Origin of the sequence: Thalassobacillus pellis (assembly GCF_016908295.1) — a bacterium.
Classification (GTDB): domain Bacteria; phylum Bacillota; class Bacilli; order Bacillales; family Halobacillaceae; genus Thalassobacillus; species Thalassobacillus pellis.
This window is the reverse complement of record NZ_JAFBDO010000002.1, coordinates 588,616-603,786: the sequence shown is the minus strand read 5'-3', so window position 1 is coordinate 603,786 and position 15,171 is coordinate 588,616. Positions and strand designations below refer to the sequence as shown.

General features: G+C 42.3%; 20 protein-coding genes. 15 read left to right on the top strand and 5 right to left on the bottom strand.

Translation table 11 applies throughout. The features are described from left to right. The first annotated feature begins 236 nt into the window (after nucleotides 1-236). The 4 genes from JOC33_RS08825 (at nucleotide 237) to JOC33_RS08810 (ending at nucleotide 2,692) form a co-directional block, all read left to right on the top strand. Entirely contained in the window at nucleotides 237-1,316 is a 1,080-nt protein-coding gene (locus tag JOC33_RS08825; protein WP_205092123.1) for a CAP domain-containing protein, read from the top strand. A 242-nt stretch (nucleotides 1,317-1,558) separates the two neighbouring features. Beyond that, the gene (ylbD, locus tag JOC33_RS08820; protein ID WP_205092122.1) at nucleotides 1,559-1,948 is read left to right on the top strand and encodes a YlbD family protein; all 390 of its coding nucleotides are present in this window, start codon (nucleotides 1,559-1,561) and stop codon (nucleotides 1,946-1,948) included. Between the two features lie 6 nt (nucleotides 1,949-1,954). Then, the gene (locus JOC33_RS08815; RefSeq protein WP_205092121.1) at nucleotides 1,955-2,191 is read left to right on the top strand and encodes a YlbE-like family protein; all 237 of its coding nucleotides are present in this window, start codon (nucleotides 1,955-1,957) and stop codon (nucleotides 2,189-2,191) included. A 63-nt stretch (nucleotides 2,192-2,254) separates the two neighbouring features. Next, complete coding sequence (locus JOC33_RS08810) at nucleotides 2,255-2,692, top strand: YlbF/YmcA family competence regulator (RefSeq protein WP_205092120.1); 438 nt, start codon at nucleotides 2,255-2,257, stop codon at nucleotides 2,690-2,692. Here JOC33_RS08810 and JOC33_RS08805 read toward each other — a convergent pair whose 3' ends face one another. Continuing rightward, on the bottom strand, nucleotides 2,693-3,022 hold the full coding sequence (locus JOC33_RS08805; RefSeq protein WP_205092119.1) for a hypothetical protein: 330 nt from the start codon (nucleotides 3,020-3,022) through the stop codon (nucleotides 2,693-2,695). Nucleotides 3,023-3,202: 180 nt separating this feature from the next. Here JOC33_RS08805 and JOC33_RS08800 point away from each other — a divergent pair, with 180 nt between their 5' ends. Further along, a complete protein-coding gene (locus tag JOC33_RS08800) occupies nucleotides 3,203-3,478 on the top strand; it encodes a YlbG family protein (protein WP_205092476.1) in 276 nt (91 codons plus the stop codon). Between the two features lie 217 nt (nucleotides 3,479-3,695). Here the strand turns inward: JOC33_RS08800 and JOC33_RS08795 are convergent, their stop codons facing one another. Further along, entirely contained in the window at nucleotides 3,696-4,085 is a 390-nt protein-coding gene (locus JOC33_RS08795) for a DUF7147 family protein (RefSeq protein WP_205092118.1), read from the bottom strand. Nucleotides 4,086-4,555: 470 nt separating this feature from the next. On the opposite strand from JOC33_RS08795, the gene rsmD reads away from it, so the two are divergent. Further along, on the top strand, nucleotides 4,556-5,104 hold the full coding sequence (rsmD, locus tag JOC33_RS08790; protein WP_205092117.1) for a 16S rRNA (guanine(966)-N(2))-methyltransferase RsmD: 549 nt from the start codon (nucleotides 4,556-4,558) through the stop codon (nucleotides 5,102-5,104). A gap of 11 nt (nucleotides 5,105-5,115) precedes the next feature. Beyond that, complete coding sequence (gene coaD, locus JOC33_RS08785; protein WP_205092116.1) at nucleotides 5,116-5,598, top strand: pantetheine-phosphate adenylyltransferase; 483 nt, start codon at nucleotides 5,116-5,118, stop codon at nucleotides 5,596-5,598. Nucleotides 5,599-5,656: 58 nt separating this feature from the next. Here the strand turns inward: coaD and ylbJ are convergent, their stop codons facing one another. Then, complete coding sequence (ylbJ, locus tag JOC33_RS08780; protein WP_205092115.1) at nucleotides 5,657-6,871, bottom strand: sporulation integral membrane protein YlbJ; 1,215 nt, start codon at nucleotides 6,869-6,871, stop codon at nucleotides 5,657-5,659. 166 nt (nucleotides 6,872-7,037) lie between these two features. Between ylbJ and JOC33_RS08775 the strand changes: the two genes are divergently transcribed. Together JOC33_RS08775 and JOC33_RS08770 are read left to right on the top strand one after the other, a co-directional pair. Beyond that, complete coding sequence (locus tag JOC33_RS08775) at nucleotides 7,038-7,820, top strand: patatin-like phospholipase family protein (RefSeq protein WP_205092114.1); 783 nt, start codon at nucleotides 7,038-7,040, stop codon at nucleotides 7,818-7,820. Nucleotide 7,821: 1 nt separating this feature from the next. Further along, nucleotides 7,822-8,847: a SepM family pheromone-processing serine protease gene (locus tag JOC33_RS08770; RefSeq protein WP_205092113.1), complete on the top strand. Its 1,026-nt coding sequence runs from the start codon at nucleotides 7,822-7,824 to the stop codon at nucleotides 8,845-8,847. Nucleotides 8,848-9,152: 305 nt separating this feature from the next. Here JOC33_RS08770 and JOC33_RS08765 read toward each other — a convergent pair whose 3' ends face one another. Further along, a complete protein-coding gene (locus JOC33_RS08765; RefSeq protein WP_205092112.1) occupies nucleotides 9,153-10,379 on the bottom strand; it encodes a nucleotidyltransferase in 1,227 nt (408 codons plus the stop codon). Nucleotides 10,380-10,593: 214 nt separating this feature from the next. Between JOC33_RS08765 and JOC33_RS08760 the strand changes: the two genes are divergently transcribed. From JOC33_RS08760 to JOC33_RS08745, 4 genes are all read left to right on the top strand, one after another. Continuing rightward, nucleotides 10,594-11,118 carry a YceD family protein gene (locus JOC33_RS08760; RefSeq protein WP_205092111.1) on the top strand — a complete coding sequence of 175 codons (525 nt, stop codon included), beginning with the start codon at nucleotides 10,594-10,596 and terminating at the stop codon, nucleotides 11,116-11,118. Between the two features lie 46 nt (nucleotides 11,119-11,164). Next, nucleotides 11,165-11,338 (top strand): 50S ribosomal protein L32, encoded by a 174-nt coding sequence (rpmF, locus tag JOC33_RS08755; RefSeq protein WP_205092110.1) that lies wholly within the window; start codon nucleotides 11,165-11,167, stop codon nucleotides 11,336-11,338. A gap of 269 nt (nucleotides 11,339-11,607) precedes the next feature. Beyond that, nucleotides 11,608-12,375, top strand: a complete 768-nt coding sequence (locus JOC33_RS08750; protein WP_205092109.1) for an enoyl-CoA hydratase/isomerase family protein — start codon at nucleotides 11,608-11,610, stop codon at nucleotides 12,373-12,375. 109 nt (nucleotides 12,376-12,484) lie between these two features. Further along, nucleotides 12,485-12,964 (top strand): RsfA family transcriptional regulator, encoded by a 480-nt coding sequence (locus JOC33_RS08745; RefSeq protein WP_205092108.1) that lies wholly within the window; start codon nucleotides 12,485-12,487, stop codon nucleotides 12,962-12,964. Between the two features lie 240 nt (nucleotides 12,965-13,204). Here the strand turns inward: JOC33_RS08745 and JOC33_RS08740 are convergent, their stop codons facing one another. Next, the gene (locus tag JOC33_RS08740) at nucleotides 13,205-13,690 is read right to left on the bottom strand and encodes an N-acetyltransferase (protein WP_205092107.1); all 486 of its coding nucleotides are present in this window, start codon (nucleotides 13,688-13,690) and stop codon (nucleotides 13,205-13,207) included. A gap of 175 nt (nucleotides 13,691-13,865) precedes the next feature. Here JOC33_RS08740 and JOC33_RS08735 point away from each other — a divergent pair, with 175 nt between their 5' ends. Together JOC33_RS08735 and JOC33_RS08730 are read left to right on the top strand one after the other, a co-directional pair. Further along, entirely contained in the window at nucleotides 13,866-14,741 is an 876-nt protein-coding gene (locus JOC33_RS08735; RefSeq protein ID WP_205092106.1) for a 2-dehydropantoate 2-reductase, read from the top strand. Further along, on the top strand, nucleotides 14,742-15,125 hold the full coding sequence (locus tag JOC33_RS08730) for a DUF3397 domain-containing protein (protein WP_205092105.1): 384 nt from the start codon (nucleotides 14,742-14,744) through the stop codon (nucleotides 15,123-15,125). Nucleotides 15,126-15,171 lie beyond the last annotated feature (46 nt).

Sequence of the window (15,171 nt, the reverse complement as noted above, 5' to 3'; positions counted from 1 at the left end):
CTCTAAAGTCTATCACAGGCTTTTTAGAGACAGCTTTTTTGCTGTCTAAGCGACGGCTAAGCTTGAGGCGGCTTACTGTCTTACCTGCAAAAATCAAAGGATGTTTCTCTATGTTTTAGTTTATGTAAAGGACATGAACAGGCCGATTATACATATTTATTTGCCAAAAGGATTATAATGGAGATAGATGATTTAATAGAAGCACTATTATTAATAATAGATAGGGGAAATGCACCTTGAATTTACTGCGATTACTGGTGCTGTTGCTCTTGGCTGGCGGAGTCTATCTCATCGTTGATGGGGGAATCGCCGATAAAAAAATAGAGCAAGGGATAGAAAAGGGGAAGGAAGCTGCTCTTGAAGTAGCAGAAATGCTGGAAGAAAGCCAGCCAGATTCCAATTCTTCAGAGAACAAGGAGACACTGGAATTTAAAGGCTCGCTATACCAGTGGATTGGCAAGGATGAGCAAAGTCTGATAGAAGCTTTTGGAGAGCCGGCAAGAAAAGATGCGAGCGCCTACGGCTTTGAATGGTGGATTTATAATAAGGATCCTGAGAAATACCTGCAGTTCGGCGTTCAAAAAGGAAATATTGTCACTTGGTTCGTAACAGGGAAGGATCTGGAAGCTGAACCTCTCTCAATCGGCCAGGATTATGCTTCTGTCCAGTCTATACATGAATTTAAACAGGAAGTGACTTATACCGATGGGATTGAGCAGTTTACCTTCCAGTTGACGGAAGAAGATATGAAAAGCAGACCACTCGTTAAGCTGAGCGACAGTGTTTATGCCCAGCTATATTTTGATACTTTTACACAAAAATTATCATCCATCAGGGTGATGAATGCAGAGGTATTGCTGAAGCAGCAGCCTTATCGTGTAACTTATCGTGGCGAATTGCCTGACAACCCTGCCATTTTAAAAAAAGAATGGGCGGCAATAGAAAATGGAAGGGAAAAACAAATATTTGATATCACAAACCGCATTCGTCTGCGCTTTGGCAAGGAGCCGGTGAAATGGTACGAGCCGGTTGCTGAGGTGGCATTTTTGCACAGCAAGGATATGAGTATCAATAATTACTTTTCGCATTACGGCCAGGATGGAACCGGTCTGAAAGAAAGGTTAGAGGAAGGAAAAGTGACGTATGTTAGGGCCGGTGAAAACATCGCTGCCCAGTATCCCGACGCTGCAGCGGCTGTGGAGGGCTGGCTGAACAGCAAAGGGCATAGAGAGGCCCTGTTACATGAAGGTTACACTCATCTCGGGGTTGGGGTATATCAGGATTATTATACACAGAACTTCTTAGCCTTGCCGTGAAATATGTCTGAGGACTTTGCCCGAATAGGGTGAAGTCTTTTTTAATAGACTAAAACAAAATTAGCTTTTAGAATTAGTGACATATTTAAAGTTCCAAGTAATAGCATTAACGCATTCGTGTAAGGATGAGTGCATACGATTTTTCTAAGCTGCACATGTGTAAGGAACTGGTTTACCAGCACGATTCATAAAGAGGTGCATAGGCTAATATAAGGTAAATCAGAAATAGTGGGGTGTTTTCGATGGAAGGAAAATCGCTTCATCCAAATGTCGAACAATTTCGCGAGTTTGTCAACAGGCATCCTAAAGTGAAGCACGAGCTTCGAAATAACAAAAAAGTTATGCAGGACTACTACGAAAAATGGCTGCTGTTAGGCGAAGAAGATCCATTTTGGGAATCTTTCAGTGAAACAAAGACGGAAAAATCAGCGGAAAAAGATACAGGGAAAAAAGAATGGATGTCTCAGTTTGTACAAATGGTAGACCAGGTCAACTGGAATAATATCAATGGCCATATCCATCAATTGAATGGGGCTCTTGGAAACCTTCAGAATCTCGTTCAGCAGTTTCAGGAGATGAAGCAGAAATCCCAGGGACCAAAATCTAATTCGTTCCCTTTTATAAAGGACTGATGAATCATGCAGCCAGAGGTATATCAATTCTTAAAAAATAATGAAGAACGAATTGCTTTCATACGCCTTAATCCTGAGTGGTACCGAAAACTTACCAGGGATCCTACCCAATATATGAAGTTTGATAAGGAGATGAAATATTTCTTCGGTAAAACTTCTATCCAGAGAATTGAACGAATCGGTAATCAGCTGCAAATGATGAATATGTTAATCCATATGGCTAAAGCGATGAAGGATGGATAAATAATTCCAGCATCTTTCCTTTCATACCTGATATTTGGTATGATGGGAGTGGAGGTGGATGTGATGCTTGCCACAATGGAAATTGTCGATCTGCTGGATCATTCTGAGCAGGTAGGGCAAATGATTTTGCAGTCTGAGCCAATGGCTGATTACCAGTCTGCAAAAAAAGCATTGGAAGAGGATGAACAGGCACAAAAGTTGATCCAGGAATTCCAACGAATCAAAGACCATTATGAGGATGTCCAGCGTTTCGGACGCTATCATCCTGATTATAACGATATAATGAAACAAGTACGTACAGCTAAGCGGGAAATGGATATGAACGAAAAAGTTGCATCGTTCAAAATGAAAGAAAGGGAGCTGCAAAAATTACTTGATGAAGTAAGTCATGTGGTAGCTCATAGTATTTCTACGACCATTAAAGTGCCAAAGGACGGCATGGCCCTGACCGACAGTGGCTGCGGTTGTGGTTCCGGCGGCGGATGCGGCTGCGCTTCTTGATTACATCGGGTTCGTGAAGCGGATGCAATCATCGCATAGATTACCGCAGCAAAACATTTTACGCTGGGGAACTAGAAAACGAACCCGATAAACATAGGACGCCTGATCTTTGCGGACAAAACTCATCGCAAGGGTCAGGCGTTTTCCTTTCATGGCGGAAGCTGCTGTCCGTTTCAACAGTTCATCCAAATCAGCTCGGCTTCTCCCTGACTCTGGAGTTAAGTAGAGAAAAGGAAGACCAGTTATTTTTTTAATTTGATACTTCTCAATTTCTTCAGATTCAGTTAATAGTTTTTCGAAAGATTGCCAGGCTCGTTCATGATCCGTCATACACCAGTCCTCCTTTTTGAGAGCCAATGAACCAATTCCATTACAGGTTTTCCCTATAATTGGTTCAGTAAAGCTTTGTTTAACATTATACATAGGTGTGAATTTATTATCATACAATTGCCTGAAAATTTGAATTCTGATAAACTGACTGTAAATGCCAATTAAAGCGAGGATAAAATGATGACTGTAAACCGTCAAGGAATGATTATATATTTTCAGCATATGAAAAACTTACGGCAAATCAAAAAACATGGGCATTTGATCTATGCCTCTAAAAAGAGTAAATACGCCGTTCTTTATGTCGATAGAGAAAGGTACGAGGAAATCATGGAAAGAATGGACAGGATGCCTTTCGTATCCAGAGTCCTGCCTTCCCACAAACCTGACATTAAAACGGATTATGAGAATGCAAAACCAGATAAGGCAAAGCAATACGATTATAAAATGGGAATATGAACGGATATAGCCAGACCTCGCGCGAAGAGGGCTGGCTTTTTTTCTGAGAAATCTTGTCTTAAGTTGGTCGGGGGTAAGCGAGGCGCTTCCGCTTTTGATTCATCCAGCTTCAGCGCCTACCCCCTCGAGGTCTTAAGCCGATCCTCTCTGTGACAAAGAGCGTCACGGCGAGGCTTGGCTTAAGCTGGTCGGGGGTAAACAGGCGCTTACGCTTTTGTTACTGCATAGGTGGGATGTATTTGTTCATCCGTAATATGCCGATCAGATGCTGATAATATAAGTCTGATTCATAAAAAGCGTCTGATGGCTTCACCGTCAGATCGATTATGTTTTTATCCAGTCGCTCGGCCAGCTGCACAAACATTTCGTACCGTTTCGTTTGTTTGTCCTCTGGGTCAGGAATGCCTTCCCGGCAGATGTATATTGGCTGGAATTTATCTCCACCTGAGGGTTCCATAACGATTACCAGGGATGCAATAGGTTTATGGTTCTTTACGGTATGAAAAACCATAAGATGCTTTACACGGCTGGACATCTGGTCCCCAATTTCGAGCAATTCATAAAGATCCGCTGTCCCTTCGCCTAATTCGATAAATTTTTGTATCATGGTATCATTCCTGCTTTCTATTTATAGCGTGACTTCAATTCTTACTTTAGCATGAAGGGGAAGATAGGTTCAATGCGAGAATATATTTACTATAACTTAATTATGTAAACAGAGGGGAATAAAATAGGGCTGTCCACCAAACGCTGTTACTGTATCCGTTAACCCCGTCAATATAATTGCCGGAAAACAGATCAGTATAGCGGATGGGAACAGCCCTCCTTTTTGCCTCTTACACAAGAAACAAAAAGCAAAGGGAGAGGAGAAACCGGAGGAAGAGCTTATGGGGATGTAAGCCTTCTCCGTCTTCTAAAGCAGCATGCAATCGCTTGCTGCTTCATTGACTATTATTGTCGTTTTATAAAGGAAATATACTTATCAGGGACAAATTTGATCCTTGTACGGGGAAGTTTCCCGCCCTGATGTTTTTATGGTAGGATAATGTAGAATGATGCGTGAAAGGGGGGCTCTGAATGAGAGTGATTGCAGGAGAACATAAGGGCAGACAGCTGCGTCCGGTTCCGAATAAACTGACTCGGCCGACCACCGACAAAGTGAAGGAAGCACTGTTCCAAATAATCGGGCCTTTTTTTGAAGGTGGACAGGCATTGGATCTATTTGCCGGCAGCGGCGGGCTAGGAATAGAAGCAATCAGCCGTGGAATCGAGAAATGTATATTTGTCGATAAACATCCAAAAGCTATCCAGACTATCCATGAAAACCTGGAGACATTAAAACTGTCGGAAAATGCGGAAGTGTTCCGGACAGATGCCTTTCGTGCGATGAAGGCAGCAGGTAAACGGGGGTTGAAGTTTGACCTCATTTTTCTCGATCCCCCTTACAAAAAGGTTTCCTACGTAAAGCTTCTTGAAAAGATTCAGGAAGAAAGCCTCCTTCAAAACGGAGGATTTGTAATCTGTGAGCATGATGCGAAGGAAGTGCTGCCAGATCAAGCAGCAGATTTTCAACTATACAAACATGATATATATGGAAGTTCTATTGGAATAAGTATGTATCGATAAGGAGGAAGACAATGACACGCCTTGCTATATGTCCCGGGAGCTTCGACCCGATTACATACGGTCATCTCGATATTATCCAGCGTGGGGCAAAAGTGTTTGACCATGTGATTGTAGCTGTTTTCAATAACCAGTCAAAAGCACCTTTGTTCAATGTTGAGGAACGGCTGGCTTTAATCAAAGAAGTGACTAAAGATATGGATAATGTTTCCGTCGACTCCTGTGGTGGATTATTAATGGAGTACGCTCAGGAAAAAAACGCCAATGCAATACTTCGCGGACTGCGTGCAGTCAGTGATTTTGAATATGAAATGCAGATCACTTCCATGAACCGAAAACTAAATGAGGAAGTGGAAACTTTTTTTGTAATGACGAACAACCAATATTCCTTTTTAAGCTCGAGTATCGTGAAGGAAGTTGCCAAATACCAGGCATCTGTTTCAGACCTTGTACCTCCGCCTGTTGAGGAAGCTCTGAAAGAAAAATACAAAGCCTGATTCTTATCTTACATAACGTACGATGAAAACCTGTCCGAATTTGTCAAAGGACAGGTTTTTAACGATTGCTGTTTTTAGAGTTTATTCTTTTTAGAAGCAGGTTACAGCCAATGAAAAGGGTTGCGATAGTAAGTAACGGTCCGAATTGTTCCATTTTTTCTAACACATAAATTATCCAGCTATGACCGCTCTCTGACAAAACGGGAAGTGCATCGACGTCGCCGTTCGTTTGGGAAAGATATAATGGTTCGTAAAGGAATATGCACAATATGCTTGCGAACAAACCGTGCATGAGTCTTCCAATAAAATAAGGCACAAAACTTACATCCGTTTCGGCAAGAATGCTCGCGACCTGGGCTTGCACGGATAAACCATTGAATCCGAGAATGAAGCTGACTCCTATTGCGGCATAGAGCATATCTGCGCCTGACTGGGACAACATTTGTGAACCCATGGTAATTTCCATCAATCCAGAAAATATGGGAATACTGAGGGATGCCGGCAAATGAAATATGTGCAGAACATATTCGAAACCTGTCGCAGCTACTGCAGTGATTCCGGTTACGAACATCAACTTGTTCATAACGGAAAAAATGATAATGAAACCTCCGATCATCAGTAATGTCTGGATAGAGGATAACACTGCGTCACCAAACAATTTACCGAATGGGCGTTCCTGTTGAATGCGTGTCAGGTGGAGTTCATGGAATGCACGCTTTAAGGAAAAGCTTGTTTTTTCCTTTCTCCGCATGTTTTTATCCTTTTTTTTATAAAAACGCATGGAAAGTCCGACCAGTGTGTTGCCGATGTAATGACTGGAAGCGAGGAGTATTCCTAAAGCAGGGTCATTGAAAAAACCTACTGCAACAGCTCCGAAAATAAACAAGGGGTTGGATGCATTCGTAAAGGATACAAGCCTTTCTGCTTCAGTCCGGCTCAGTTGTTTTTCCTGCCTGAGTCTGGCGGTTATTTTTGCTCCTGACGGATATCCGCTTGCCATTCCCATTGCCCAAACGAAACTTCCTGCTCCAGGCACATTGAATAAAGGGCGCATAATCGGCTCAAATAAAACGCCGATAAAGGTAACGACACCGAAGCCGATCATCAACTCTGATATGATGAAAAAAGGCAATAAGGAGGGGAATACGATTTCCCACCACATATCCAGACCGCGGATACTGGCTGATAGAGCCTGGTCAGGGTACTGGATCAACAGCAAGGCAAACAGGATAGTGAATAGCGCAAGAAAGAAGGATTTTAATTGTGACTTCATAGGAGCCTCCTTATCAACAGGTACGGAATCCTGTACTTCTATTTGCATCCATAGTAGAATGATTTTTATTAAGACAAGCATACGTTCGTCTTTTAAAGATATGCACATAGTCGATATGGATATGCCATAAAATAATGTATGATCATGAGCCAGGGAGCGGTGGATAGTGAAGCGTCCAAAAATAGGTTTAGCATTAGGTTCAGGTGGTGCGAGAGGATTCTCTCACCTTGGTGTCATGAAAGCGCTGAGTGATAATGGCATACCAGTCGACTTGATTGCCGGAAGCAGTATGGGAGCTTTAGTTGGTTCTCTCTATGCCGCAGGGCAGCGCATTGAAGATATGTATAAGCTTGCAACAACCTTCAAGCGAAAATATTACCTTGACTTTACTGTGCCGAAAATGGGTTTTGTCCAAGGGAAGCGGATCAAAGAATATGTTCGCCTATTTACATTCAACAAAAATATTGAGGATTTTGATATACCGATAGGAATTGTAGCGACAGACCTCTATTCCGGAAAGAAAAAAATTTTCCGCTCGGGCAATGCGAGTGATGCTGTCCGGGCAAGTATAGGAATTCCGGGGATTTTTGTCCCTGAACAGATTGGGGACCGACTGTATATCGACGGAGGAGTGATAGACAGGGTACCGGTCACCGTTGCCAAAGATATGGGGGCAGACCTCGTCATTGCCGTAGATTGTGCCCATTTTATTGGAGACCCTAACATCAATTCTATTTATGATGTCATCATACAAAGCATTGATATCATGCAGAATGAGTTGGTAAGCTATCTTGGGGTATCGGCTGATATTATGATCCAGCCTGATGTTTCCCAATTCAGCGCCAGAGCGTTTACCGATATCGAAGAGATTGTTGCTGAAGGAGAAAAAGCAGCATCTAAATTAATTCCTCAGATCAAACAGCGATTGTCCGATTGGAAGGAGCCTTAACATGAGATTGAATAGACGTTTTGTCATTACAGCACTTATAACCGTATTAATAGCAGCATTTTTAGGAGGATACAGGCTCCCATTTTATATTTATAAGCCTGGAGGAGCCGATGAACTGGATCCGGTCGTGGAAGTGGAAAACGGGTATGCTAGCGATGGGCAGATGCACCTAGTGACGGTGAGGGGAGGACAGGCCACCCCCATTCAGTACTTGTTAGCAAAAATCAGACCCTTCCATGAAGTTTATCCCCTTGAAGATATTCGCCCCAAAGGCATTTCGGAAAGCGAGTATTATAATGCCCAGCTCCATATGATGGAGTCATCTCAGGAAGCAGCTGTTGTGGTTGCTTATGAAAGTGCCGGCAAAAAAATTGATATTCAGTATGAAGGTGTCTATGTGATGAACATACTGAAGGGTATGCCTGCGGAAGAAGTACTCAAGCCTGGTGATCGAATCATTAAAGTGGATGAAATGGAAATCCATAAATCCGACAAATTAGTGGAATATGTAGAAGGTATGGGAGCGGATGATTCGATTACCCTTACCATCCAGCGGGATGGGGAAAAAATAACGAAACAAGTTGAACTAGCACCATTTCCTAAGCAAAAAGATAAAGTTGGGATTGGGATCACCTTGGTGACCGATCGGAGCATCGAAGTGGCACCGGATGTTAAATTTAAAAGTGGTGAAATCGGTGGTCCTAGTGCTGGATTGATGTTCTCCTTGGAAATTTACGATCAATTGACAGAAAATGATATAACAAAAGGTTATCAAATTGCCGGCACCGGGGAAATATCTTACGAAGGGGAAGTTGGCAGAATAGGCGGCATCGATAAAAAAGTAGTTGCTGCCGACGACGATGGATGCGATATCTTTTTTGCACCGAATGAAGGTGGTAAAAAAGGTTCCAACTATGAGGTGGCGAAAAAAACTGCTGAAAAGATTGGGACAGATATGAAGGTCGTCCCTGTAGATACATTCCAGGATGCATTGGATTATTTAAAGGAATTAGAGCCAAAAGAATAATACTAAGAGGCTGTCCTATAAGTCTGTAATAGACTAATCGGGCAGCCTTTTCTATATAGTCGGTAACGGAATAGCGGAAAGAAGCCGGAATCGCAGAGTATGGTTTTATTTAGAATGTATAGTGGCACTCGATCAGGGAAAGTAACCTCTCCCCGGCCAGCAAGAACAAAAACAGCTTGAGGAAAAACGAATAGTTTCGCCACAAGCTGATACTGTTAGTGTGGGTTTCACGCCGATGCTTGTGTGTCCGTTCGCGAAATGGGGAATGGTCCGGGATCCATGCGGCAGTAAAAGCCTTTTTTCTGCTATGTTTGCAGGGACGGAAGCTGGATCGGCGGCTGAAGCTCCTGATGGAGGAATTTGTGCTTCACTCCAGACGGCAGAACACTATAGTAAGCATCAGAAGACCGCTCATCCAATGCCAGCAGAGGATTGTCAAGCTGCTGAGCCTGATTAATCATTGGTACTTCCATATGCTTTTTTATTTTTCTTAAATACTTCTGACCTGTTTTGCTCATCCCCAGGATCCGCACATAAGGCAGACGATCCTTCTCCAGAAGCCCTCGTGCAGTGTCTTTTTTTGTGTTGCATAGTATATGCACAAACATCCGCTGCAAGCGAGTCCACGTGTAGCGTTTGGTCTTCATCGCTTCCATTAAACTATGAAAATCTTCGACATCCTTAATGACATTTTTCAGACGATACTGAAGTCCTTCATCAACGGAATGAATAGCGGCTAGTTCCTCGTGTGTCATGGTAAGTACTTTGTACTGAAGGAATGGAAAATACTTTTCCCAGGAATGCCAGAGGCCAGTCTGGTGACGATAATTATTCAGGATTTGCCTCGTTGTGTCCGGGAAAGACAGACCGGCTGGCTCTGAAATAGTATTATGATGAAGCAGCTCTTTCCTGATACTGGTGGCACTGGCGATTTTACCTGTTATCTCTTCATCGTGGTATGCATTTTTCACGCGCTGAATTGTGAGTGGCTGGATGGATGGTGCGTATTTCAGCACTTGTTTTACGTATCCAAAACCAAGTATATTATTTGGCTGGGACAGGTCGACCTCACCTTCTGTAAGTCCGATCATACGGTAAGCAGATCGCGCAGCCTCCGGGAATGATAAGCCTTCAGAAAGTTCTTGTTTTAACTTTTCGTCAAAGGCTTCTTTATTTAGGTTATAAGTTTCAGCAGCTTTTATAAAACTGTCGATATTCCCATGTTCACTTCCGAAACAGACATGATCTACACCCAGCTCCTTCAAAGTAAGGATAGCCCCCTTGCTGAAGAGGTCGCTGTGTTCAACCGCAAACAGGTGCGGAAGCTCTACGACCAGATCTGCTCCGGCTAGAAGCGCTGCCTCTGTACGGTGCCATTTATCCATTATGGCAGGCTCTCCTCTTTGCAGGAACTGGCCGCTCATGACAGCAACCATACAATCAGCCCCGGAAGTATATTTGGATTGTTCCAAGTGATGAAGGTGTCCGTTATGAAAGGGATTATATTCAACTATTAGACCACAGGTTTTCATTAATATTCTCCTTTCCGTTCTGGCAATATGTATTCATTATGGTCATTGTAGCAAAGAAAGAGTCCCCCAGACTCGGAAAATTCGCATAAATTCCTGCAGGTGTGTTATCTTAGTAAAAAATCATCAGCTTTTCTGTTCTAAGGTGTAAAGAAAAAATGTTGACAAACGCCTAAAATATATTTACAATAACTCTTGTTGCCATGAGGTGATTAATATGAAATTTCCTCTACAAAAAATCAAACAGGCAGGGCAGGAGCCCTTGGAGTTTGAAGAGGATGTAAACGTGCAAGAATTAGAAGAAATGAATAATGATATTCGCCGGATTCCGCCGGTCCACGTGAAAGGACAGGCTGTAATGCAGGGAGAGGAAATCACTTTCCAATTTACTATAGATGGAGAAATGATTCTTCCTTGCGCCCGAACCTTAGTGGATGTCGAATATCCATTTCATGTGGAAGCACTCGAGGTATTTTCGTCTTCTCCTTTCTATAACGAAGAAGATGAATCAGAAATTCATCCAGTTAATGGAGAAGTGCTTGACTTGACGCCTTATATCAAGGAAAATATACTTTTGGAGGTTCCTTTTCGTGTGTTTTCTGACAAACAGGAAGCATATGAAAAAGCACCACAGGAAGGTCAAGGATGGCAACTTCTTACCGAGCAGCCGGAAGAGAAGAAAGTTGATCCTCGAATGGCTAAGCTACAATCATTACTCAATGATGATCAAAAAGAAGAATGAGAAAATCCAAATAGAGATTTTCGATTGATTGAAGGAGGTGTTGAACATGGCAGTACCAAAAAGAAGAACTTCTAAAAAGGTGAAAAACCAACGTCGTACGCATAAAAAGCTTCACGTACCTGGCATGGTAGAATGCTCCAATTGCGGAGAGTACACGAAGCCACACCATGTTTGCAAATCTTGTGGACATTATGATGGGAAGCAAGTAGTCGAACAATAAACAGCAAGCTCGGATGTCTGATGTATTTCAGGCATCTTTTTTTCGTTCTATTTTTGTTGGCAAAGGGACTGTACACCAGGTAATTGCATTACTAGCAGGGTAGGGGGGAGTTTTGCCTGGGCAATAGAAGCGCGAACGAGGCTTTATTTTAGCCTGACCTGTTTTTTTCCGGCCGTACATTATTATAAGCATCTGCGCTTGTGCTTAACTGATTCTCTGCTAGTCAGATAGGTTATACTGAACATACTTGATCATTGGAGGTTGTATTTATGTTCCATTCCATTACATATGAAGAATTTGACCCAGGCTATGCCATTATAAAGCTGAATCGCCCAGATAAATTAAATGCTGTATCAAAAAAAATGGCGGAGGAATTACGCGCTGCTCTCCGGCAGGCTAAAGAAAACGAAAAGTTAAAATGTCTGGTTATCACTGGCGCAGGGAACCGAGCTTTTTGTGCCGGCGGGGATCTAAAAGACTTTCATGGAGAAATGGATGCTGGCGAGGCATTCCAGCTGCTATATCCTATGAAAGAAGTACTTTATGAGCTCGCTTCCTTTCCTATGCCCACTATCGCACTATTGAATGGACAGGCAAGAGGGGGAGGCTGTGAAATTGCTACAGCCTGTGATTTCAGAATAGGTGTTGAAGGAGCCGAGTTTGGATTCGTCCAGGGGCAGCTGGGTATCATTCCCGGTTGGGGAGGCGGAGCACTTTTATATGAAAAAATTCGTCCGGAACGAGCTTATCTGTGGCTGACAGAAGCCACCATGTACGATTATAAGAAAGCCTATGACATAGGGTGGCTCCATCATATTATCACAAAATCGGAACTGGAGAATATTGAATCGCTGCTACAACAATTCCTCAATAAGTCACTTTTACAATTATCTCATCTTAAACAACAATACGAGAAGAAACTATCGATGCTTTCCTTATCTTCCATGATGGACGAAGAAGTCCGTGTCTGTGCCCGTTTATGGGAATCTGAGGAACACAAACAAGCGGTCGAACTGTTCCTTAAGAGTAGAAAATAAGATATCACAAATCTCCCATTACCTTTACAGTGTTAGAAATATAGAAGATGTTATTCTACCAAACCTTTTTCTTGCATAATTATATAGCAAACGATAGAGGAGGGGTGGAATGGACGTTAATCGCCAGGATGCATGGAAAGAGGATGAAGATCTTCTGTTAGCCGAAACTGTTTTGCGCTGTATCCGGCAGGGGAAGACTCAGTTGGAGGGGTTCAAGGAAGTTGCCGACAAACTATCGAGAACTCCAGCGGCATGCGGGTTCAGATGGAATGCAAATGTCCGTAAGAACTACCAGCGGGCAATAGAAGCTGCTAAGTCAGAACGTAAGAATAAGCAATCGAGCCTACATCATCGATCAAATGGTGAGGTTAATGGCAACATGTCTCTTGATGATGCTATTTCCCTGTTAACGGAGATGAAAGAAAAGCAGGCAGCTGCAGAGGATTTACCGATTATCCAGGAAAAACTGAAGTCCTTAACTGATGAGAATCAGACGCTGAAAGCCGCCATCGACAGGTATCAATCAGCATGGAAAGAAATAGAAAAGTTGATGGCGTGGGTTCAGAAGGATCATAAACTGACCAATTGACGGAATTGACTGGAGAAATGAAAAAATAACTCCTCTTCAGTAATTGCTGAAGAGGAAGGATTCTAGGTGAGAAAACATAAATAGTGTACTTGAATATTTCCGTGTTTTCTCACGTAGTGTTCTTTAGACAGCAACATTTACATAAAAAAGGTGCTTCAAAGGGAATTCTTCGATCCCATGAAGCACCTTTTTATCTTTGTCTGCGAAATGATAAAAATCGCTGATCGGTGATTATGCGACTTATTTATCTGTCAGCTCTTTTTCCTGTACACCAGGCGGCATCCAGATTAATGGATTTTCGCCGAGGTCACGTTCGACATCGTACTGAGCTTTTTGGAATCCCATCTTTTCCCAAAATGCATGGGACTTGATTCTTGGGTTTGTTTTGATTGGCAGTTTGTAGCTCTTAGCAAAGTCGACCAATGCTTTTCCGTATCCTTTACCGCGATAATCTGGCAGGACTTCCAGTTTCCAAAGCTCCAGATAATCCTGTGGCGGCTCAAAATACTGGTCATATTTTGCGTGGACGCGATATAAACTCATCCTGGCAACTAAAGCGCTTCCATAGTAAATGCCGAAAAATGGAGACTCACTGTCATTTTCTACAATATTGTTTTGCAAGTCATCCAGCATGGAAAGCTCCTGGTTGCCATATTCTTTAAATCGTTTAAATTCCTCAAGTGTTTTGTAATTCACTAATAGGCGTTCTACCTTTAAAGTTTCCATCAAAGCGAATTCCCCTTTCTGTCTATTCTCTATCTTATTACATTATAATATAAAAATTTTAAGAATGAAACGAACAAGTAACAGCATAGGCAAATCAGGGAATATCCATCTCCTCTTCAGGTGACTTTTTTGCTACAATAAATAATTAGATAGGAAATGGGGCGGAGGAGGAGACATGAAAATCGGAATTATTGGCGGAGGGGCGATGGGAATGCTGCTCGCCTTTTATTTGGAGGAAAATCACTCTGTCACTTTGTATATCAGGAACAGAGATCAGCTAGGGAAGCTCAGGGAAAAAGGTATAACTATGAAAAATAATGGAATTCCACACTTTCCACGCTTTAAAATGCTGGAGGAGGTCGGTAAGGATGATTTGTTATTTATATGTGTAAAACAATATCACCTGAAAATCCTGATGCCTTTATTGCAGGGTGTAAGTGAAAATGTACCGGTTGTCTTCCTGCAAAATGGCATGGGCCACTTGGATCTCATCAAACATCTGAAAACCACCGTTCTGGTCGGTGTCATGGAACACGGAGCTATCCGCGTGAATGAAAATGTTGTCACTCACACTGGTAAAGGGGTCATACGCCTTGCAGATTTCCACGGCGACAAAAAGGCTGCTGAGATTTCAACTATATTGAATCGTGATTCGTTTCCATTTGTGTTTTCCAAAGATTATTACAGCATGTTAGCTGAAAAGCTGGTTATTAATGGGGTCATCAATCCATTGACTGCAATTATGGAAGTCGAGAATGGGCAGGTGATCTCCAATCCTCACTTTGAAAAGCTTGCTTATGAGTTATGCCGGGAAGCCTGTATGGTGCTTGGGCTACCCGCAGAAAACGCTTGGAAAAGGGTTAAAGAAGTTGCCAGCCATACCTCGGTTAATCAATCCTCCATGTTAAAGGACCTACAGGAAAAAAGACCGACGGAAATAGATGCCATTTCAGGGTATTTGCTTTCCAGCAGCAAGGTCCAGCTGCCATACCAGCATTTTGTTTATCACGCAGTAAAAGCGAAAGAATTAATATATGGGGAGGAAAAATAGTTGGGGGAGTTTTTGATTTACCTATACGCTGGGATAGTGACCATGCCCCTTCCGGTAATTGCGATAATCTATTTTTTCACCAGGAAATTTTACAAGTATAAATGGAAGGCAATACACAAAACAACCAATATAGCTACTTTTCTTTTTATAGTAGCAGTGGATTTACTGTTGCTCGTATTATTCGATCATTCTTTTTTTGGCTGGATCATTCTCACTCTTTTGTTTATTCTCGTGGGAGCCGTTCTTGTTCAATACCGACTTCATGAGGAAATCGTCATCAAAAGAGTAATCAAAGGGTTTTGGCGATTTAGCTGCCTGCTTTTTGGTTTTGCTTATATTGGCCTTACATTGTATGGATTAACTGCAAAACTATTGGAGTTATAAACATAATATGTGAATTCTCCTACTCTTTTTTGTACAATACTTAAGA

Excerpts from the sequence above, each read along its gene's own strand:
- rpmF (WP_205092110.1), top strand. The coding sequence starts at position 11,165 with ATGGCAGTACCAAAAAGAAGAACTTCTAAAAAGGTGAAAAACCAACGT.
- JOC33_RS08795 (WP_205092118.1), bottom strand. The coding sequence starts at position 4,085 with ATGATACAAAAATTTATCGAATTAGGCGAAGGGACAGCGGATCTTTAT.
- JOC33_RS08815 (WP_205092121.1), top strand. The coding sequence starts at position 1,955 with ATGCAGCCAGAGGTATATCAATTCTTAAAAAATAATGAAGAACGAATT.
- JOC33_RS08770 (WP_205092113.1), top strand. The coding sequence starts at position 7,822 with ATGAGATTGAATAGACGTTTTGTCATTACAGCACTTATAACCGTATTA.
- JOC33_RS08810 (WP_205092120.1), top strand. The coding sequence starts at position 2,255 with ATGCTTGCCACAATGGAAATTGTCGATCTGCTGGATCATTCTGAGCAG.
- coaD (WP_205092116.1), top strand. The coding sequence starts at position 5,116 with ATGACACGCCTTGCTATATGTCCCGGGAGCTTCGACCCGATTACATAC.
- JOC33_RS08805 (WP_205092119.1), bottom strand. The coding sequence starts at position 3,022 with ATGACGGATCATGAACGAGCCTGGCAATCTTTCGAAAAACTATTAACT.
- JOC33_RS08735 (WP_205092106.1), top strand. The coding sequence starts at position 13,866 with ATGAAAATCGGAATTATTGGCGGAGGGGCGATGGGAATGCTGCTCGCC.
- JOC33_RS08800 (WP_205092476.1), top strand. The coding sequence starts at position 3,203 with ATGACTGTAAACCGTCAAGGAATGATTATATATTTTCAGCATATGAAA.
- JOC33_RS08760 (WP_205092111.1), top strand. The coding sequence starts at position 10,594 with ATGAAATTTCCTCTACAAAAAATCAAACAGGCAGGGCAGGAGCCCTTG.
- JOC33_RS08765 (WP_205092112.1), bottom strand. The coding sequence starts at position 10,379 with ATGAAAACCTGTGGTCTAATAGTTGAATATAATCCCTTTCATAACGGA.
- JOC33_RS08745 (WP_205092108.1), top strand. The coding sequence starts at position 12,485 with ATGGACGTTAATCGCCAGGATGCATGGAAAGAGGATGAAGATCTTCTG.
- rsmD (WP_205092117.1), top strand. The coding sequence starts at position 4,556 with ATGAGAGTGATTGCAGGAGAACATAAGGGCAGACAGCTGCGTCCGGTT.
- JOC33_RS08750 (WP_205092109.1), top strand. The coding sequence starts at position 11,608 with ATGTTCCATTCCATTACATATGAAGAATTTGACCCAGGCTATGCCATT.
- ylbJ (WP_205092115.1), bottom strand. The coding sequence starts at position 6,871 with ATGAAGTCACAATTAAAATCCTTCTTTCTTGCGCTATTCACTATCCTG.
- JOC33_RS08740 (WP_205092107.1), bottom strand. The coding sequence starts at position 13,690 with ATGGAAACTTTAAAGGTAGAACGCCTATTAGTGAATTACAAAACACTT.
- ylbD (WP_205092122.1), top strand. The coding sequence starts at position 1,559 with ATGGAAGGAAAATCGCTTCATCCAAATGTCGAACAATTTCGCGAGTTT.